Consider the following 20,196-nt stretch of genomic DNA (forward strand, 5'->3'; position numbering starts at 1 on the left):
ACATCCCTAGCGGCCTCGATTTTAACCGATGCATGTTTTACGGAAACTATCGGATCATGAAGATAATTGTAACAGGTGCTGCGGGCTTTGTTGGAACCAATTTTATCAGCTACGCCCTATCACACGGGGCTCAAGTTATTGGTTACGATATCAACGATGATTTTTTACGACTAAAAGATTCTGGCATCCGCGATCACATGAACTTCTCTTTTGTGCGATCAAATATCGCGATTGATCCAATTCAGATCGATAACTCGGTGACGCATGTAGTTCATCTGGCCGCGCTAGCCCACGTGGATTTCTCTGTTAGAAATCCCAATCTGACCATCGCCAACAATGTCAATTCGACTCTTACCGTGCTCGAAGCGCTTCGTAGCAACCCTCGCCCAACCATCTTTACTTCCTCTGTCGAGGTGTATGGAGGCTCAGATCATCGCATTTACACGGAGTCTGACGATCGTAGGCCCCTCTCGCCTTACGCCACCAGCAAGGTTTGTTGTGAAGACCTGTGCTCTCTATACAGAAATTCATATGGACTGAACGTAACGGTGGTCAGGTTGACCAACCTCTTCGGACCTTGGCAATCGCCAGATCGGGTAATTCCGCGCTCAATTGCACGACGTCTTTATGAGCTTCCGTTATTCGCGGATGAGGCAAGAACGCGAGATTTTCTTCATATTCATGAGGTTTGTCGCGCTTTTTGGCTCGCCCTAACGCGCAGCATACCCCACACAGTCCTGAATATCAGTTCAGGCATAGCCCGGTCGATACGAGACGCGGTCAGTCAAGTGGCCTCGCACCTTCCGGTTCAGATTTTAACGCTCGCTAATCCGGACGGACGCGGATCAAGTTTAACCTCGTCACCATCAGCAGCCGCACGCGCGCTGAATTGGAGACCGGAAGCCCAGTTCGATCGAGATCTGTTGCAAACACTGGAGTGGTACTCGACAAACACAGGATGGCTTAGGCAGTTCGAAGCGCAGATTAAGAGCAACCATGTAGGACCATTTTTGGTCGATTATCGGAGATTCGGCGATGAATAGAGCAATTGCGGTCGCCGAAGAATTGGCTCATTCAGTTCTGCGCCCAAATGCACCGCTGGTCGATCGGGCTGGCGATTTCCCGCGGATTAGCATCGACGCGATTCGAGATTCTGAACTTCTGGGGTTAATGATTCCTATCGAGCTTGGCGGCCTTGGCGCAAGCACAATGGAGTTCTCGCAGGTAATGCGCACTCTCGGCAACGCGTGCGCATCAACCGCCATGATCTTTTTGATGCACGTTACCAGCGTGAGCCCGCTAGTTGCACACTTCCGCCAAGCGCAACGAGATCGATTCTTATCCCGCATTGTCGCCGGAAAGTGTTTAGTCACAGAAGCAATAAGTGAGCCAGGATCAGGGTCGCAATGGTGGTCTCTTTCCAGCACAGCCGAAGCAATTGGAAGCGGCTATCGGATACGCGCGGACAAGAGCTGGGCCACTACAGCTGGCCACGCGGATCTCTATGTAGTCTCCACACGAGCTCCAGGCGCGGAAAGTGATAGGGATCATGCCGTATTTGTAGTCGACGCTAATCTACCAGGAATTTCTTTTGGAAGCTGGAGTGGCCTCGGTCTTTCCGGAAATATGAGCACCTGGATGAGGTTTGATACCCTCGTTGATAATGATGCCCTCGTTTTTGGGAAAGGGTCTGATGGGCTTCGCCAATACAATGAGGCGAACCAACCAATTTATCATTTGGGACTATCGTCTATATATCTCGGAATTGCCGAGGCAGCTCGTGATGCGACAATTGAGCGGGTTCGCAATCGCAAGTATCATGCCGACGCGGCGGGCTTTGGTACGAGTCTGAGTGACTATCCTACGGCCCAGACCCACGTTGGCGGAATATCGATAAAATTGTGGCAGCTTGAATCGGCCGTGACGGCACTTGCGAGATTGATGTCCACTCAATCGGACTTCGAGAAGATCGCCGTTCCTATGACCGCCACAAAAGTTGCGGCCGCAGAGACGGCCGTGGATGTTTGCAGAGAGTGCATGCTTGCGTGCGGCGGCTTGTCGTACGTCCGTAATGTTCTGCCTATCGAACGGCATTTACGCGACGCTTTAGCTGGATCGTTGATGGGCCCCACCGACGACTTTTGCAAAATGAAAATTGGAAAGATGCTTTTAAGGGATGAAAGCTATCACAAATTGTGATATAGGGAGTCTATGTCATCAATCGAAGAGATATATCAGAAGATTGAATTTGCGGGCGAGACGGCCCTGAGCAATCGTAATTTTGATATTGATCCTATCCCGACTGAAGGATCTTCTCGTTGGGGTATCAGTTTAATCTACAGACCGAAAACACTGGGAAGAGCGGTATTCGCAATTGGCGAGCAGTTAAAAGCGTCAATAGGCCCGCAATCGGTTCTCTACAATGAATCAAACATTCACCTCACGATCCGATCAATTGAAGGGTTTTCCGAGGAGACTCCTAGAGAGACGATTGCTGCATACGCCAAAAGCATCTCTCAGTACAAAAGTGTAATTCGAGAAATCGAAATTTCATTTCGTGGGATAGCCGTTACTCCCAGTGGGGTGATCGTCAAGGGATATCCGAATGAAAGCCTTCAGAAGCTTCGGGAGGCGGTCTTCCGCGAAATACCGGGCGACAGCATCAAAACGAAATCGGGAGAAGACTCTATTCAGAATATGCGGAAGACGGCGCATGCGAGCTTGCTCGTATACGAAGAGTCTCCCCTAGACGCAGACAAGATCAAAATCTTGGCGGCCAGATGGCGCGAGACGGCGTTTGGTATGGAACGCGTTGGTGATCTCGAAATCGTTCGTTATGTACGCAGGCCAGGATCGGTTCAGCTCGTTACTCTCGCAGAGATTTCGTGATGATGGTTGAATACCAAGCCGCTTCATCTCATATCGCAGATATCTTGTAGGAAAGTCAGTATATTCTGATGGCTGCAGAGCTGAATAGCATTGCTCAGCGATTCCTTGCTGCTCAAGCAATCGCAAAGCAAAGCGGCGACCTAATGAAACGTCGCTTTTATCAGCGCGATCCCTTTGAAATTTCCTCAAAGGGTCCTCAAGATTACGTCACCAGCGTCGATCACGAGGTAGAAGAGTTAGTCATATCAGGTCTTCGGGAAGCTTTTAGAGATGACACATTCATCGCGGAGGAGCGAGGCGGCACTTGCTCAAGGTCTCTTTGGGTTATAGACCCGATCGACGGCACAGCAAATTTCGCTCGACACATCCCGCATTTTTGCATTTCGATGGCTTATCTGATCGATGGAAAGCCGATCCTCGGAGTGACATTCGACCCGATCAGAGATGAGATGTTCACGGGAATTTCGGGTGGTGGCGCCTTCCTGAATGGCTTGAAGCTGCAAGTCTCGGCCGCTAGCGCGCTAGAGCACTCGCAGGTTGAAGTTGGATCAAGTCTTCATAGCGGGACGGATACCTCATTCGAACTTGCTCACCGTGTTGCAAATCTTGGCGCAGGAGTGACGAATGCTGGTTCGGGTGCCCTTGGCATAGCCTATGTAGCCGCTGGGCGGCTTGATGCATATTGTGAAACCCACATACGGGCATGGGATGTACTAGCGGGAATAGTGTTAGTCGATGAAGCAGGAGGGTTTTCTAGTGACTTCCTCGGTGGCAATGGTTTGACCGAGGGCAATCCGTTTCTCGCGTGTACTCGCGGACTGCAAGAAGTGCTTCTGAGCGCTACTGGACTTGGTATTTGAGGCTTATGTCGGAGGCGACGAGCACTACATAAAGCTTTGAAGGGTTAGTAGGGCCGACAGGGATATGCCGAGCACGCGACTGATCCCAGTATTTTGTTTCTTTCATTCGGTTTTAGCTGCACATCGTGAGGCCTCAAGACGCTCTCTCTTGAGGTTGTTTGCGCTTTTCTGATTTCGCTCGCCTTGCGAGCAAGTCAGGCCGAAGTCGAATTCAATATCGGCGGCGGGAAATTGCGCTGAGAAGCAAAGTTACTCAGATCAGTTGGTAACTCTCTACTCCGACACTTCCACTATACTCTTATGGATAACGTACTTAGTGCGGGCTGCAGCTCGCTACAGTTCGCCGATACAAAGATGGCAAGCAACACGAACGGCTTTAGTTTCGGACTACCGCAGTTTGACCAGGCAACACGACCGCAGAAGAGCATGATTGCGCTCGATGCCATCATTTCTTGAGCAGAAGACGATCTCTGTCGCCCCCGTTTACGGCTTCTGACCTTGCGTCTCTTCAGTTCAATGGGACCAAAAGCTACTTCTGTACTTAAACAGTTCAAAGAAGTTTGGAGTCCGTTCACCGAACTTCGGGCACCTATTGAGGAAGCACTTCGAACAAAATGCGGCCGCGCCCTGCTCGCCGAAGAGTATCGAAAAGAAGTCCCAGGATTTCTTCCTGCCACCGATGCGTTATGGTCCGCGACTGTCGCCTGTGACGCAGACCTTGAACCAGCCGGGAATTCCTAAAACTCTAAGTACTTGAACCTGCAAAATGTCTTGGGCCGAGTGGACACCCTCCCGACGGTGTCCACTCGCATGCGCGTATGCCGCCATTGATCCTAAGCTCCACGCGGTCGCAACACGAAGGTTGGGATACGAAGTTCTTCGCCCCCCTCTGCCGCGCGTCGCGTCTGGCGACTGGCAGTGAACGTGAGACAACGGCCGCCTGGAATGATCCTCTCGCTAGGGCCACAATCAGAGCGTGCGTCAAAACGACACACCTTTAGATTGCTAGTCTTCTTGACCACACGCATGCACCCGGTACGGTTGCTTCGACTTCCCGTCGAGCCATACGCCAAGACGATATCGATGCTTTTTCACGGTCAACCGTTCTGGGTTGCCTCCGATCCAATCAATTTTGCAATCTGCTTAGGATTTGTGACAATGGCTGAAGACAATAATCCCTGCGCTGCATACCAAGCTGCGCTATTGAACAAATCAAACGAGCTTAGCAAAACCCTCAAAGACAAGATCAAGTCCATAACAGGGAAGTATGAGCAGCAATTCGAAAAATTGCGAGATGACGGCCCTTCCCCTGATAATCCGGTAGAGGCTGGCGTCGATATCGATATCGATGTGACGTGGGACGTCGTAGTAATCAAACTAGATCTGCCCGAAGTAACAATGAAGCTCCAAGAGTGGAGCTTCGATGTGCCTCAGACGGAACTGGTACAACGCGAGATGGTCTTCCACACCCCGTCTGTCCGAATGGAAACAAGGAAGGTTGGACAATATCCGGAGTTTCACGGCTTCAGCGTTTCCTGGAAAGACATCCTTATTGATGTTCCCGTGACCTTTATGCAGGAGCAGAAGATCATCATGGGCATTCCGGAGTTCCGGATGGGGCGCGTCAGCGTGAAGCTGGACATTCCCGAGTTCACTATGAAAACTCAGGAGATAAAGCTGAATTTACCGCAATTCACGGTAAAGAGCATCAGTGCGGAGGTTCATAAAGTTGAAGAGCGGGCGCAGCGGTTACAGGGAGAGATGAAGACCGAGGTGGACGCCGGACGGAAAGAGGTCGCCTATAGCGGTGGAACGGAGATCACAAAGGCCACCAACACGCTATTCACCTGTCTTCGCACGAATATCCAAATGAAGAAGGATCAGACTCTAGCCGTTCTTGAGCCATCAATCGTAATGTTTCGCGACACAGCCACAAAGTTGCGGAGCATAAACTCCGACGAAACATCTGCTAGAGCGGCAGATATGGAAACTCAGCTCTCTGCTCTGCTTGAGCGAAAAATACAGATCGGGAAAGATTTCGAAAAACAAATCACGGGCCTCATAGATCAAGAAAAGCAAACGGTTGACGCCATTCTTGGCGGGCTGCGTGCGGCTTGAGTAAGCGACTATGAGCGATACTTATCAATCTAAGTCGCCAAAGCCATTCCAAGACCGCTTGGCTTGGACTGTCTTTCTCTGCTCATTCCTTGGCTGCGTTGTGCTTGGAGGTCTCATTATATTCAAATACGGCCCCGATGCTCCCACGAATAATGCAATGGACAAGGTATTTACCGGACTTGTCCCGTTGTTCGGCACTTGGGCTGGAACCATCCTTGCGTTCTATTTCGCTCGCGAGAACTTCGCGAGCGCAAACCAGAGCGTTCGAGAGCTGGTTACTCGTCTCACGCCGGACCAACAGCTAGACCAACTTTCGGTAAGGCAGGCGATGAAGCCACGCAATAGGATCGAGGTGCTCAACGCAACAGCGCCCGAAACCGATTTGAACGCACAACAGTTGAAAGACCTGTTCGATAAGGGAATTACGCGTATCCCGATTTTCGCGGATCAGAAGATCGCTTTCGTCGTGCATGAGAGCACATTCAACAAATACTTGGTGTCAAGACAGGCAACCACAGCCCGCCTCGATCTCAAGGAAGTGAAATTGGCGGATTTTCTCGCTCATAAGCTCGGCAATGAAGAAATCCGAAAAACGGCATCCCAATTTGCGATGACAAAATTAGATGCATCTCTTGCGGATGCGAGAGATGCGATGATGAAAGTCAACGGTGCTCAGGACGTATTTGTGACCGACAGTGGACTACCAACAGAGAGCGTGGTCGGCTGGCTCACAAATTCCGACTTCACGCGTGAATTGCGTTAGCTTTATACCGGTGCATGTATCGATAGCGGCGGCAGGAGCGCTTTCGCGCTTCTGCCGCGTACCGGCTTGGCTTATTCCGCTGCCTCCGCGTCTTCCTTGTCTGCCTTCGGCTCGCGAACGACCAGCCGGCCATCCATGGGCAGGCAGCTGAGCTTGATATTAAAGCCCTTGCCGTCCTCATGCGGCCAGGCTGCGCCGATCTTGGTCCAGTAGGCCTTCTCGCCTTCACCTTCGACCACGTAAACCGCAAATGGTTTCTGGCTCTTTTGGTTCGTCTTCATCGGACTATCTCCCGTTTGTTAGTCCAGCTGCGCCAATCGCGGCCGGACGGGAGTGCAAAAGGACTAGAGGTCATAAGCATCGGCGCAAGGAGGCTCCGGCAGAGGGACCCTCCGGGATACGGTTGGATGCCTTGCGCCGGGGCGCCTCGGTCCTAACTTCCCGTCATCACCGGCCGTGTATTGGAGCTAGCCCCACAACGGGATGAGGCCCTGAGACGAAGCAGGAGCCTGATAAAAAGCGGGTATCGCGGACGCTGGAGGAGAAGCTGCCCGCCCGGATCAAAGGGAAAGCCTTGCCCAACGGCGAGGAAAGCTGTGGCTTCACTTGCGGGTGGGTCGACCCGAACTGCCGGTCAACTAAGCTGGTTCCCGTGCGCCGAGCGCCGGACCCGAGGTGACCCAGGATGAAGAAAGCCGAGCCAGCGTCACCAAAGGAAGGCCAGCTCCATCGATGAGCATATTGCTCAGCAAATTCGCAGGATGCGGCTTGAGCAGGACATGCGTCAGGACCACCTTGGCGAAACCATCGGCGTCAGCTTCCAGCAGATTCAGAAATATGAACGTGCCACCAACCGGGTCAGCGCAGGCCGCCTGTACGAAATCTGCACGACACTCGATTTCCCGATCAGCCAGATTTTTGAGGGCATCAAGCCCAACCCGTCGATCAAAACTGCAAGAGCCGACAAACCCTCCAAATATGTCCGGCGCAGCACACGGAGCTCTATATTCAATAGCCTTGAAAAGACGTTCCTATTCAAGAAATTGCCAACCTCAAGTACTGCAAGCGCGTGACGATCATTCAAGTTATGTCGTTCGCGGTCGAACTTTTCTCGCCTGGAAGCAGGAGCAAGGTCACCATGCAAGCGACCAGCGATACCAAGGCAAGGATGAACAATACTGTGGGGCGCGCATACCACGGCACTCCCAGATAATAAGATCCGTAAAATTGCTCGAACTCTTTGGACAGAGCCGCCCCCAACTCATTGTTGAACGCGACGACAAACTGGCTTTCGTCCGCATCGATCTTGTCCAATGGCTTCTTCAGATCATCAATTTCGATGAGTCTGTTCGTCTTTTGATCGTATGATGCGGCCAGCGAACGAAGCTGCGTGTTTATGCTTCTTGCAAATCCGACGGATTTAGGAAACGCCGCCTTGGGCCCTTCTCCAGATTGGTATTGGAAACCTGCCAGCACGTTTATCGCTGAATTCAACTGAGCCAGCTGGCTATACATCCTGAATGCGATGTCCCGGCGACCTGCTGCTTCGGACTTGTCCCTGAACACGTGGAAAAGGCCATTCAACGCCACTTCCACTTCCGCAGTCGCGGTCAGAACCGTCTCTTTGCTCTTGATGGCAAACGAAGAAAAGTTGCGCGATTGCTCCCGGGCCGCGTCGAATGATCTGCTGAAAAGGTTGTAGCTAAAGAGGATAGCAGTCGAAAATGTTGCCACTACCGAAGCGAGAATTATCTTTTCAACGACTAATTCAATGAATTTCTGCTTTGTCACATACAGCCTCAGGGGTGATATGTAATCCGGTAATTCGGGATCCGGGCTTCCATAGTCAGAACAACGCGGCTGACTTGCTCGTACGGAAAGTGATAAAAAAACCGCTTATTTTCTGGAGGTTGATTGTACGCCGTCGGATCGGCCAACGAATTTCCGTCTCGATCATCGCGGCTCACCGTGATCGACCGGGGCGACCGGCCCGACCATTTGACCACCATAAGCGCCGCCCAGATGCTGGTCCCCGATGTGAGCTCACTTATCGTTCGGGAGTCCATTATCAACTGTTCGCTGAACGAGCGCTTATCGGGTGGTATTACATCCGTCTGATACAAAAGCTGCAGCCGCCCCCGACGCTGCAATTCATCAAAGCGCCTCGCCGTCAAACCACGGCAACTGTTCGCTTCTGCGTAGCTCCTGCTACCACACACGTCTTGAACGGTCGTCTTATAAATTTCGATGGTTGCAACGCCTTGAGCATAACAGTTGCTCGCAAAAAGCAGAAAGACAGCGGCAGACAGCACACGCACGTGATTGAGTTTCATCGTATATTCACCCCTGCTACCGACAGTTGAGCATTTTTCTGGCAAAACGCCAAGTCTGCCAATGACCGCGTGAGCAAGCTGACCCGACTCTACGCCCAGGCTCGCCGGGCAAATGTTCTCCCCATCAGCCTGGTCTTTAAGGGCATCAAGCCCGCCCCGTCGGTTAAAATTGCGAAAAAACAACAAATCATCCAAGTAAATTCAGCGCCTCACGCGGAAGTTTTAGATCCACCAGCCTCGATCGAAGATCGAGGCCGCTGCGTGCCCAAGCCACGCAGCGAATTTTTTGTATGCAAATAAGCCGAGACCGCAAGCGGTCCCGGCTTCGCCACCGACCACGGCAGAGCTACACTGCAGCTAGCGCCCTATTATCTAGGACATGCGGCAACCGCAGCACCACCGGCAACCAGCCCTTGTCTGCCAGCAACCGCTCGGCGGCTTCGGCCATGGCCGACTTCTTCAAGTCCGCCAGCTGGCTGGCCGCCTGCTCCGACACCCCCTCGCGGACGGCCTCGACGATCACCGTCTTGGTGACCTGCCCCAGATAATTGACGGCGGTGGGCTGCCAATGCGCCGCCATATCCAACGAGACCGCCTGTGCCAGCGCGTCAGCGTGTTTCAGGGTCGGAGACGAACCTCCCCGCAGCCGACCACGGGGTTTGCGAGCCCCGCTGGACGTAAGATAGTCTCTTAGACGACTACCCGATCGACGGCTCCAGATTTTGATCGGCGACGAGAACGCCCGTTTCTATCGTGTACAAAGCCGCCACGTCGCGGGCCTTCTCGCGATAGTCGTTGTACGCGACTGCGCCAACCAGAGCGGCAACGCCAACTGGCGCGGCGCCCGCAGCGAGAGCCTGTCGCGCGGCAACGGCTGCGTCGCGCAGCTTCTTCTCCTTGTCCCGAAGGTCTGCGATGGCCGTGTTAAGGTCCGTCATATTGGTCCGGGTCACGAGCTTGCCGCCGATGTAGACGGCCTGACTAAGGCCGACGATGCCCAACACTGTGTCCGGAATAACAAACGAACTGAGCTGGCCTATGCCTGCGGCGACCATGGCAAACGCGACGACCAGTGAGAACAAGAAACTTTGGTAACGATAGACGTCAAACTCGCCATTCGTCGTGAAAAAGTCACTCCAGACGGCTTGCGAGTTGTCGGCGAGATCGCGCCGTGCCTGAATCCAACCCCGCCGCAATAGCCACGCGTAGTTCTCGCCGGAAAGCGTGGTGCGGCTAGCGTCGGCGCCTTTGGCGACAGTTGCTCCCAGGCCGTTGATACCGAGCAATGTCAGAATGGTGCCGGAGAGCTCCGACAGCATGCCCGTCTTCAGCATAAACAGAACAATGAGCGCAAACACCAGAACAGAAAATAGCAAGACCTGGAATTTCGAGAGGCTTCCCTTTCCATCAGGTCCTGACGACAACTTCACTGGATTAAGCGCGCTCCAAAAGCGGGAGTATCTTTCGTCACGTCTGCGCAGCGCAAAACCGAGCATCAGATAGGCGATGAGGGTGACGCCGGTGCAAGCGACCAAGCTTTTCCAATACGGACTGAGTCTCACGTTGACTCGTGACACCCGTGCTGGTCCTGAGTATTCACCGCTGCATGTGTAGAGGTAGAGATCTGACTTCTGCCACCACCCGGCGTCGCTATCCCGCAGAGCTAAGCTGACGATGGTCTGATTAGCTTCTAGTTCACCGTCCTTGACGAGTTCATCGGCGGCCACCGCGCGCCGCGTGACGACATCCTGGCGCGTCAGGATGCGGCGATGCGTAGCATTGCGGTCGAGAGCCGCAAAGAAGCGCAGATTGTCGACGTAGGCGGTGCGTATGCCGACTTCGACGCGCTGAGCGGTCGGAAGAAACGTCGACGGCAAGACGATCGTATCGCCGACCGGATGCCGCCCGGACCCGAGCTCTACCGCAAATTCGCCCGGCTTCACGCATTGCTGCTGCGGATCGGGTTTGTCGGCATCCGGTGGCGTAACAACAGGAGGCTGTGCGCTGCCCTGCGCCTTGGCTTGCGGCGATGTGACCGCTTTTGCGTTCACTCCGGTCGCGTTACCGTCTCCTGCGGCCGCGCCCTGTGCCGCTGGCGCCTGTGCAGCGGCGCCCCCCAGCGACAACAGGCCGATGATCGCTGTTGCTGCCAGAACGGTCCTTGGATTCTTCATCAAAGTCCCCTCATGCAGGTCTATAGGGTCCAGAGACAACCACTTTTTCAATCAAGTGGTGTTTAAGCTCCTTGCCCTTGGCCGGAACAAAATGCGGCTGGCCAGGCTCTTTCATTTTAGAATTGTCGATCCAGTCCTCACGATCCGGCACGTTCTCAAGGCCGATGGCATAAATATCCACAGTATCGCCATCGATACGAATACGCAGGAAGTTGTTGTATCGGCCGATACGAAGCGCACTGAAGGAATCGTTGCGGCTCATCCGGAAACATAGACCGGTAATCAGCATATTCAGGCCGAAAATGGTGCTCCCGATAAAGAAGCCCACGACCCCCATTTCCACAAGCAATAACCCGAGCCATTTCCAGACGTACCACCACTGACCTGTGAGGGTGAAGGTCTCCCCATTAAACTGCGCAAAACAGTGGGCCGCCAGCAACACGGCAGCGACGTGCGCAGCCGTGTGACACAGGCTGGCGGTGACAACCGTTGTAGCTTTGCTGAGCTGGATATCGGTTTTCTTGACGAGAGCGCTCTGCGCCTCTGGGTTACTGTCAGGAAATTGATCGAGCCGTGATCTCGCCTTGAGAGTCTTGAAAAACGAGACCTTTTCCTGGTCGGTTGTATAAGACACGATGCCATAGCCGAGCAGCAACGCGACAATCGCGTACACGTCCCACTCGTCGCGCAAACCGACCACGACACCGATCACAAAGTAGATGACGCCCATCAGGATCGAGAAATCCCAGTTTTTGAAGGCGAATAGAAGATTACCCCAGATGAGCTTGCGGCTGACGTTCATCGACGGATAGACAGCGGCTTCCTCTGTCCCTGCTTTATTGGCAAGGTTCAACGTCCGCTTGGTTCCGCACCATCTGATGTCCGCCCTTTCCTCCAGCTGATGGGTCGGATGCAGGAAGGCGCCGCCGCCGCCCGACGTAATGAACTGTGTTCCGTCCTCAGTCGCATAACGGCTGTAATGATGGGTATCACCAGACAACAAGATCGGCACGGCGAAAGTCCGGTTCGCTTTCTTCGCTATGCCAATCGCGAAATCCATGATGCTCCACGAAGCGGTGTTGGTGTCGGTATAAAGCCAGCCAGGTTCCGCAGAACAAAGAATGATGCGCGAGTTATCTCCCATGACCTTCGCGATCTGCTCAAAGTAATCGGCTTGCGGTTGATCCATGTCCTCGGCGAGCTGAATGTCCGTGGCCCAGAGCCACCACGTTTCGGTGAGCTGTATGGCAAAGTAGCTGCGGCGCTGGCGCGAGCGCCAGGAGCCGAAGTGCGTCGGCTTCTCGCGGCAAAAATAGGCGAGGAACAATACGAGGCCGTCATACCAATCATGATTGCCGGGAATCGCAAAGATTGGCACACCGTGGTCGGATTTCCGGTCATGATCAGGAAACGCCCATTTGTAAGGCTGCTTCAGCTGATTGGCATAGGTCTGCTTGTCCGCAAGTGGATAGACTTCATCACCGCCCATGAGAAGAAACTGGCCTCTTGGCACCTCTTCTTTGTCGATTTCGAGCTTTTCGCGCGCGAGCAGGCTCGCGACCGCATATGTGCTGTCAAACCCGTCGCCCAAATCGGCAACAAAATCGAACCAGACCGGGCCGACTTGTGGGAGGATATTCTCGTCGCGCATGGAGCGTGCACGCTTTTCGTGAACCTTCGCATCGACGGTGTCGAGAGCGGCAACGATCAGGCGGCGGTCGGCGTACTGGCCGAACATAGCCGACGTCACGACATTATTGAGCAGCTTGATTAGTAGTACCGGGTTAAACCAGTGCACCATTCTCGGATAGGTCTTGAAATCGTCAAGCGGACGAATGGCCATTAAGTGCCCCCTTTTGCCCTCGCTCAAACCGCGCATTAATCAAGAATACTCGAATTACGAGTGCGGTTATATAGATGTCATCAGCTGTTCGCAATTCCCGGCGCCGGCGGACGCACAAGTGAGGAGTGAATCCGCGTATCCGGCATTGCACCTGTCGTCGTCATTACGATTCGACGGCTTCTGCGGGCCGGTGGTCCTTTCCGCGAGGGATCGTGACCGGAGGCTGGGAGTTCGGCCCGGCGCGCTTGCGCGTAGAGTCCGGTCAGCTACTGACGCGGTCCAAAAACAACGAATGCCCCCGAGAGGGCACTCGCGATCGTATTAAAGAAAAGCTCAGGACTCTTTGGATTCCTTGCGTTCCCGAATGACCAGTCGGCCATTCACGGGCAAAGCGATCAGATCGACATTGAATCCCTTGCCGTCATCATGCGACCAGACCGCACCAATCTTGGTCCAGAACGCGCTTTCCCCTTCCCCACTGACGACGAAGGCTTCGTGAGTCGGTTTTTTCGATTTGGTAGCCATTGTATTCTCCTGTTTGATGATGCCGCGAGAGACATGATCGGCCGGGAGATAGAAACGTTTCCTGTGCCGGCCTTTGCCGGCAAGCGGTGATGTCAGATTAGGACGTCAGGCAAACGCCCTCAATCAACGACAGCTTGACTGCCAATAACGAGCAGCCCCCGCGTAGCAAAAACAACACATAGGTCGGACATTTCCTGCATTAGAGGCAGCGAGCTGTCGCGCCCGTCCCATCAGAAGACGCTCGATGTCGTGTGCCCTGCGGCGATTGTCGCCGGCGCAAGCTGAGCCCCGCCCTGCTTTCTGCCGCTAGCGACAAGTTGTTCGGTTGGGCAGCCTTTGGGTCGGACGGCCCCGCTGTCGCGCAACACCCCTGTCAGGAGGGAGTATGACAGTGTCATATAATATGGTATAAAGACCTAAAGGAGAGATGCCCATGCGTACCAGTAAACCCATATCGGTCACCCTCGGGCCGCAACATGCGAGCCTGGAGGCTCGACTTAAATCCGGCGAATACGGCTCGGCCAGCGAAGTCATGCGCTCGGCCCTGCGTGCTCTGGATCGCCAGGACGCGGCACTCGATGAAATCCTCCGTGCCAAGGTGAAGGCCTCGATTAAGGATGCGCGCCCGAGCGTACCTGCAGAGGACGTATTCAAACGCCTCCGCGCTCGCCACACCAAGAAGGTGAAAGCCTCCAAGCGTGGCGCTTAGGGTCTTCTTCAGACCGCAAGCCGAAGCAGACCTCATAGGCCTCTACGACTATATCGCTGAAGCAGCTGGCACCAAGATTGCGGGCGGGTACATCGATCGGATCGAAGCGGCGTGCATGGCGCTGGCAACGTTTCCCAAACGCGGCACGCTCCGCAATGACATTCTACCTGGCCTGCGCACCATCGGATTTGAACGCCGGGCGACCATCGCCTTTCGGGCGCTTAAAACGCGCGTCGAGATCGTCACGATTGCATATGGTGGCCGGGATTTCGAGCGCGAGTTGCGATCTGCGGAAACCGATTGACGCCCTATCCGGTCCGACATCAGCCGTTGCTCTCAAACGCAAACCGCAGCCGGTTTAAGCCGACTGCGGTTGTGCACGTGGACGTCGAACAGCGGATTGCTCCGGTAATCCTTCGAGGACGGCAATTAAACAACACACCCTTCTGAACCAACCTTCAAGACGAGATTTTGTGCAAAGGATCGACGCCTGCACACATGTTTCGGATGCACACAACTTTAGCTGGGCCCGCGCTTTCTCGATGCCACGAATACCAACGATCTATCTATTTTGGAGGTGTAAGGCCGCTTGCCGCCCATTTCGCAGCCGAAGATTTCATGGGGTCGATTGCGTCGCACTGCGGGCAAATTTTCATCGGCCTGCCTTTGGAATCTTCCGTTTCCACGAGCAGTGATTGGCATGCCTTACATCGCTGGACTGGCATTGGAGCCTCCTTACTTCGGAAAATAAAGGCAGCTCATGTGACCCGCAACTCTGAAATAAGCGCGGTTTCCAATGTTCGCATACAAGGCCTAACGGCGCTCTATTTTCAGTCGGCCCAGCCTTTGAGAGCGAGCCTCATCCGCTGGGATAAGGGCAGAGGGAGCTGACAATGAAGATCCTGGGGACATCGGCGCTGCGCTTCCGTATAGATCGTTGTTGTCTTGATCGAGGAATAACGCCGTTGCACGGATGCTCCTGCCGCCAAAGTCCCCGCGCCAAACGCGTGTCGCAGCCCTCTCAGAATAGCCGAACGCCATTGATGCCCGCGTCGCCTATCACAACCTGATACGTCGCTAGCTGGTCAGACTAAATAACGGAATCACGCTGCTTTAAGTGCTGCACGGACAATTTCTGCTGCTGATCGCTGAGCCTGTGCCAAGCTCAATCGACCGGGTGGATCATAGGCTTTGGCGTGCCGGTGAAAGTTCGCACTCTCCTTCAATAATTTTATTGGCAGTCCTGTTGCCCAGGCCTGCTTCAACAGATTGTGCTCGCCCCCAAACATCTTCGCCAAATACTCAATTGCTATGTAAACCTCAAACCACCCGGGCTGGTTTGCAATGCAAGCGAGCACTTTCCGCAAGTCATCGGCGCCATTTAGGGCTCGAGCCAGAACCGCAGTCTGCTCTACCGGCACGCCGCGACGCGATTCCATCCGCGCATGGGCAGCCGGCGCAAGTATCGCCACCCCCCAGTTACCGTTTGCAGCTCGCTTGTGAATGCTGCCGGCGAGCCGAATCGGCACGCTTCGATGGTCATCAACAAACAACACGCCGTTCATCACATTCAGGATCGCTTGAGCTTCAGAGGCAATCTCAAACTCATCGGCGAGGCTTCCAAGGCGCTCCGAGATCATGACCCATCTTGGCGCACCGGCGTTCATGCTTATCTGCATTATCCGACCATCGGCAACCTCAGAAAAGTATTGCGATGCCGCCAACAGGTCGTTCTCGTCTCCTTCGACGGAAACTGCCCAAATTGTGTTTGCCCGAATGATCTCGCTCACGGCATCTAGTCCTTCTTGGAAAATTCCGGGAGATAAGCCAAGGTGCCTTCTTTGGAAGACTCCGCTTCGCGAGCATTTGTGCACTACAGATAAAATGGACTCCACGGCTACCAGAGAAAGCCTCGCGGTGCAGGATATCGACAATACCGTATTGCAGGCCCGCTAACTAAATCGCGTCACACTGTAACAGTGTCAATCCCAGCCCAGGTGCCTGTTATTCCCGTCGGCAATCATCATTAGTCGCCTCGATCTTCGCGGCGACTCGCCCACGCGTTCAAGAATATCTGCACCGCCTCAATATCGGCCTCGGGCTGCTTACTTTCCTGCACAATTCGCTCAAGCTTCATTTTAAAGATTGAAGTATCAAAAAGATCGAAATCATGCCCGATCTGTGCGCGAACATTTCGACGTGATACCCGATCTCCTAATCCACCGAAGCCCCCGAGACCTGTTGACCATGATTCACCAGTGAGGCTCTTTGCAATGATAACCAGGGCTGCATCATCCTGCATAATTTCGTTAAGCCACGCTTTTACTTCTACACCGCCATCATCGCTGAAATCACGCCACCGATAGATGTTGTACATCAAATCACCTTCGCGGAGTAGCGCGCCGCTCTTCGCGGCCTGCCGCAACGCCTCAATGGCGCGGTCCTTAAGTGTTGGAATTGCGTCTTCGGTGACAAGGCAAGTCGAAAGGTCCACCGAGCGACCTTCTCGTGGCAGATAATCATCTACGGCCGAGGACACAAAATCGATCAGCCACCCAATAGAGGCCACTTCCGTTGCGTTGAGATATAGGGTTGTCTTCTCTTCGAGGGAAAAACGATCCGCGGTGACGCGGCGGATTAACCAATGAACACGGAGCTTGGTATTTGCCATCGCGAAACCCCGCTCGTCATCTTCCCCGCGGGTAATGTCATCCACGACAGAGAAGAGTGCACATAGGAAATCTTGAACCTTCTCTCGATCAATCTCCTTTCCATGTGAGGTCAATTCATCAAGAACGACCGGAACCATGGACTTTCCACTTTTGCGAAGCTGATTGCGCGCACGATGCAACCGTTCCCGAACAAACGTTTGATCGTTCGAACGCGCTATCAATTCATTCAAATCGGCCGTGGATATAGTCTCGTCGCTCAGCGACATCCTGAAATACGTATCGAAGTGCTTGGACAGGCAAACGCGCCGTTCCCCGTCCCAAATCTCGGCAAAGCCTGCGCCGTAGCTGGTGTCTTCCAGAGCAGGAAATAGCCGCTGAAGGATGACGCGTAACATCCCGTTCTTGCCTTCCGGGATACCGTTCAGGAGCGGCAGAAACTTGGAACCATCTCGATGGTTGGCTTGGTCGATCGTTGTTTGCCCCGTTACAATCTCGCGATTACGCCGTATAGCAGCGAAAAGTAGCGGCTCGTAGAGCCGCAGGGTCTCTAGAACAACATAGTCTGCTCGGCTAATTTCGTTCGCGACCGCCGGCCAGGTTACACTCATCGCGTTGATAAGCCGCGTAACGTGGCGGGGCGTGTTCATGAAGGGGACCACAGCATCATAGAAGAGGTTCATGAAGCGGACCATATGCTGCTCTGACGGCGAACCACAGACATCTTGGACCGCCGATAGCACCGCACTGTTCAGATCAGTCTGGCTTGGCGCGGGTAGCTCAAAGCTTGCCTGAATGATCTTTTCCAGGAAGTGCGGCCCTTCCGATGGATACCGCAGCTGCACGGCAGCATCAGCGAGTTGCCTATCGAAGACCAGTAAGTACATTACGTTGGGCAATCTGCCGACAGATTTGACCAGGCGAAAAATCGCCAATGCTTCATCGGGAGAGAGCCGGTCGATATCGTCTATGATGATGAGGAAACGGCCGGTCTGGTTTTCAAGAACTATCGATATCTTCTTGAAAATCTTCTCCAATGAGTCTTTCTCAGGGAAAAAGCGCTTTGCAAAAGCAGCGCCGCCTGAAACCAGAGCTCCAACCCCACCCGTTGTTGCGAGCGAAACTGCAGTTCCTATAACCGGACCAGCTTGTAGAATGTAACGCCCCAGTTCAGGAATAGCGTCTTTGATTTTGTGGCTAAGTGCCGGTTTCAAGGCTGTATTTAGCTCTTGAAGGAAAGCCAGCGCGATCGCTTCCTCGCCGCGATACCACCAGCATTTGAAATCGACGATGTTCAACGTTTCGTCCTTACGTGCATCCAATTCAGTGCGAATGAGATTGACCGCGCTACTTTTTCCCGAACCCCACGGTCCGTTGATAGCGATTGTGGTGCCTACCGGCTTGTCGATAGAAAGCAGACTCGTCGCGATTGCCTTAGCGAAGGGCGTAATACCGTATCGGTCGTCAATGGCTTTTTCGATCGGACTGTCGTTGAAGTATCTGGACATTTTTCCTCTGGCGGCCTTCTGTAAATCGCAGCGCAAAGTTGCCATATCTTTGGGGGGGGCGGGGCGGCCGCTCTCACCAGAGGGTACCGAAACCAGATCGACAATAGGCTTGTTTCGCCGGCTACATCCTGAAAGGGGCGCAACCGGCACAGCCGGTGGCACTTGCTGATGCAGGATTGGAATTTTACTGGTGCGGGCGGCCGGACTCGAACCGGCACAGGCCTTGCGGCCCCACGGATTTTCGTACCACTTCGGCTTTCGCCGCCGCCATCTGGCGTTTGTGGTCTGGACTATCCCTTCACCTTGGCACGAAGCTGTAGGTGCTGCCCGTCTAGTCTCTACACCTTCCCCCTGGCGGGGGCTTGGCTCGGGATTGCCAGTGAAGGTTTCCCCGACTTTGAGCAGTTCTGCACCCAGGGTTTCCCCCAGGGCACTCAATGACTTAAGTCCGATGCGTCTACCAGTTTCGCCACGCCCGCATGCCCCCATCTATACGGTGCAAATCGCCGGAGGCAAAGAGAATACAGTCCGATTCGCTCACGGATTAATCAGTTCACCGCAGTGTCGCCAGCTCGCCGCGGCGGATTTCCGCCACTTCCTTCTTCGGCGGCTTCTTTTTCCGGACGTTGATCGCACTGGCGTCAAGCACGTCCTTGATGTGGGCAGCGTAGTATTTCTCGATCATCTCGACGCTGGTCCGGCAATTCTTCGCCAGCATATAGATGTCGGCGCCTTCCATCAGGCGGAAGCAAATGTAGGTGTGACGCAGGCTGTAAAGCGTGCGGGGCCTGCCTTCGCGGTCAACCTTCAGGCCAAGCTCCACGAGGATCCGGTTGAACATCGCATGGTGCGACTTTGGGAAAATCCTGTCTGTGGGCTGAGGCTTGTTGCGCTTCTTCAAGCGCTCGAACACCGGTACGGCATTCTGCGTGCTCTTGCATGGTCCGTAGCCGCGCTTTCCGCGCACCTCGATTTCAAGGATGGTTTCACCGCTGCCCTCATCGTATGCGACGGTAACGTCGCGGTATTCAAGGCGCAAAGCTTCGTCTGGTCGTAGGCCGGTATTGCTCATGAAGAGCACGAGGTCGTGCAATTGCTCGCCCCACCAGCGATACTTGTTGTTCATCGGCTTCCGGGCCCTCCGCCCGGTCGCTTGGTAAAGCTGCCGGTATTCGTCGCGAGAGAACCAGGCCCGGTGCGAGATCTTGCCGTTCTTTCGGTATGGCTCTGAAAGGTCAGGAAGCGAATTGAGCCATTGATGGCGTAAGGCGGTTTTCAGGATCTGCCGTAGGCAAACGATCTCCTGGTGCATCGTCGTGCGGGCGGGTGGCTTTCCCCATCGTTCCTTAGCCTGCGCGATGCGATGCATGCGGTACTCGTTCACGAGGCCACCTGTGACCTCCGACAATCCCTTCTTGCCGAAGAAAGGAATGAGATACTTGCGCGCCCGACGTTCGTGGCCTTTGACGTAAATGGCGTTGCGTTGACCTTCCGTCAGCACGGGGAATTCTTCCAGGAACTTCTCTGCTGCGGCCTGGAAGGTCTTCTCCCTACGCTTGGCGGTGACCTTTTCCAGGTCCCCGCTGACTACCATCCCGCGTAGCTTCAAGTACCACTGCTCGGCGACTTCCTCGGCCAGCCGCAGGTCATCCTTGTTCGTAGCGGAACGGTACTGCTTCCCTTCAATCGTAGCTGAGCAATGATACCGGCCGCGCGTCCCGCGCCGGTATAGATGAACTTTGCCGCCAAGGATGATGTGGCTCTTCTGCTTATCGCTGCGCGCCGTCGCAATTTCCATGGCTTTG

19 protein-coding genes are annotated in these 20,196 nt (G+C 54.2%); 9 read left to right on the plus strand and 10 right to left on the minus strand.

Annotated elements, in window-relative coordinates; genetic code table 11:
* Positions 1–56 precede the first annotated feature (56 nt).
* The 6 genes from BLW80_RS00320 (at position 57) to BLW80_RS00345 (ending at position 6,630) form a co-directional block, all read left to right on the plus strand.
* A complete protein-coding gene (locus tag BLW80_RS00320; protein ID WP_170849534.1) occupies positions 57–1,043 on the plus strand; it encodes an NAD-dependent epimerase/dehydratase family protein in 987 nt (328 codons plus the stop codon).
* Positions 1,036–2,199, plus strand: a complete 1,164-nt coding sequence (locus BLW80_RS00325) for an acyl-CoA dehydrogenase family protein (RefSeq protein ID WP_093756370.1) — start codon at positions 1,036–1,038, stop codon at positions 2,197–2,199. Before BLW80_RS00320 ends, BLW80_RS00325 begins: the two co-directional genes overlap by 8 nt.
* Positions 2,200–2,211: 12 nt before the next feature.
* Positions 2,212–2,889 (plus strand): hypothetical protein, encoded by a 678-nt coding sequence (locus BLW80_RS00330; protein WP_093756371.1) that lies wholly within the window; start codon positions 2,212–2,214, stop codon positions 2,887–2,889.
* Positions 2,890–2,957: 68 nt separating this feature from the next.
* The gene (locus BLW80_RS00335) at positions 2,958–3,749 is read left to right on the plus strand and encodes an inositol monophosphatase family protein (RefSeq protein WP_093756372.1); all 792 of its coding nucleotides are present in this window, start codon (positions 2,958–2,960) and stop codon (positions 3,747–3,749) included.
* A 1,158-nt stretch (positions 3,750–4,907) separates the two neighbouring features.
* A complete protein-coding gene (locus tag BLW80_RS00340; RefSeq protein ID WP_139285765.1) occupies positions 4,908–5,867 on the plus strand; it encodes a hypothetical protein in 960 nt (319 codons plus the stop codon).
* Between the two features lie 157 nt (positions 5,868–6,024).
* A complete protein-coding gene (locus BLW80_RS00345; RefSeq protein WP_139285766.1) occupies positions 6,025–6,630 on the plus strand; it encodes a hypothetical protein in 606 nt (201 codons plus the stop codon).
* Between the two features lie 71 nt (positions 6,631–6,701).
* Here the strand turns inward: BLW80_RS00345 and BLW80_RS00350 are convergent, their stop codons facing one another.
* Entirely contained in the window at positions 6,702–6,911 is a 210-nt protein-coding gene (locus BLW80_RS00350) for a hypothetical protein (RefSeq protein WP_093756375.1), read from the minus strand.
* Positions 6,912–7,391: 480 nt separating this feature from the next.
* Between BLW80_RS00350 and BLW80_RS00355 the strand changes: the two genes are divergently transcribed.
* On the plus strand, positions 7,392–7,703 hold the full coding sequence (locus BLW80_RS00355; protein ID WP_093756376.1) for a helix-turn-helix domain-containing protein: 312 nt from the start codon (positions 7,392–7,394) through the stop codon (positions 7,701–7,703).
* A 7-nt stretch (positions 7,704–7,710) separates the two neighbouring features.
* Here the strand turns inward: BLW80_RS00355 and BLW80_RS00360 are convergent, their stop codons facing one another.
* The 6 genes from BLW80_RS00360 to BLW80_RS00385 all read right to left on the minus strand — a co-directional run bounded on the left by BLW80_RS00360 (position 7,711) and on the right by BLW80_RS00385 (position 13,505).
* Entirely contained in the window at positions 7,711–8,421 is a 711-nt protein-coding gene (locus tag BLW80_RS00360) for a hypothetical protein (RefSeq protein WP_093756377.1), read from the minus strand.
* Between the two features lie 8 nt (positions 8,422–8,429).
* Positions 8,430–9,158 carry a hypothetical protein gene (locus tag BLW80_RS00365; RefSeq protein ID WP_093756378.1) on the minus strand — a complete coding sequence of 243 codons (729 nt, stop codon included), beginning with the start codon at positions 9,156–9,158 and terminating at the stop codon, positions 8,430–8,432.
* A gap of 151 nt (positions 9,159–9,309) precedes the next feature.
* Positions 9,310–9,549, minus strand: coding sequence for a hypothetical protein (locus BLW80_RS00370; protein ID WP_139285767.1), 240 nt, complete (start codon positions 9,547–9,549; stop codon positions 9,310–9,312).
* A 112-nt stretch (positions 9,550–9,661) separates the two neighbouring features.
* A complete protein-coding gene (locus BLW80_RS00375) occupies positions 9,662–11,137 on the minus strand; it encodes a hypothetical protein (RefSeq protein WP_093756380.1) in 1,476 nt (491 codons plus the stop codon).
* A gap of 10 nt (positions 11,138–11,147) precedes the next feature.
* On the minus strand, positions 11,148–12,980 hold the full coding sequence (locus tag BLW80_RS00380; protein ID WP_093756381.1) for a metallophosphoesterase: 1,833 nt from the start codon (positions 12,978–12,980) through the stop codon (positions 11,148–11,150).
* 333 nt (positions 12,981–13,313) lie between these two features.
* Entirely contained in the window at positions 13,314–13,505 is a 192-nt protein-coding gene (locus BLW80_RS00385; protein ID WP_093756382.1) for a hypothetical protein, read from the minus strand.
* Positions 13,506–13,938: 433 nt separating this feature from the next.
* Here BLW80_RS00385 and BLW80_RS00390 point away from each other — a divergent pair, with 433 nt between their 5' ends.
* Together BLW80_RS00390 and BLW80_RS00395 are read left to right on the plus strand one after the other, a co-directional pair.
* Positions 13,939–14,214 carry a type II toxin-antitoxin system ParD family antitoxin gene (locus BLW80_RS00390; RefSeq protein WP_093756383.1) on the plus strand — a complete coding sequence of 92 codons (276 nt, stop codon included), beginning with the start codon at positions 13,939–13,941 and terminating at the stop codon, positions 14,212–14,214.
* Entirely contained in the window at positions 14,204–14,518 is a 315-nt protein-coding gene (locus tag BLW80_RS00395; protein WP_093756384.1) for a type II toxin-antitoxin system RelE/ParE family toxin, read from the plus strand. The genes BLW80_RS00390 and BLW80_RS00395 overlap by 11 nt, the downstream gene beginning before the upstream one ends.
* 799 nt (positions 14,519–15,317) lie before the next feature.
* Here the strand turns inward: BLW80_RS00395 and BLW80_RS00400 are convergent.
* From BLW80_RS00400 to BLW80_RS00410, 3 genes are all read right to left on the minus strand, one after another.
* A complete protein-coding gene (locus tag BLW80_RS00400) occupies positions 15,318–16,004 on the minus strand; it encodes a hypothetical protein (RefSeq protein WP_093756385.1) in 687 nt (228 codons plus the stop codon).
* 236 nt (positions 16,005–16,240) lie between these two features.
* A complete protein-coding gene (locus BLW80_RS00405) occupies positions 16,241–18,829 on the minus strand; it encodes a KAP family P-loop NTPase fold protein (RefSeq protein WP_210185289.1) in 2,589 nt (862 codons plus the stop codon).
* A gap of 115 nt (positions 18,830–18,944) precedes the next feature.
* The gene (locus BLW80_RS00410; RefSeq protein WP_093756387.1) at positions 18,945–20,189 is read right to left on the minus strand and encodes a tyrosine-type recombinase/integrase; all 1,245 of its coding nucleotides are present in this window, start codon (positions 20,187–20,189) and stop codon (positions 18,945–18,947) included.
* Positions 20,190–20,196: the final 7 nt, after the last annotated feature.

Source organism: Tardiphaga sp. OK245 (genome assembly GCF_900108575.1).
GTDB lineage: Bacteria > Pseudomonadota > Alphaproteobacteria > Rhizobiales > Xanthobacteraceae > Tardiphaga > Tardiphaga robiniae.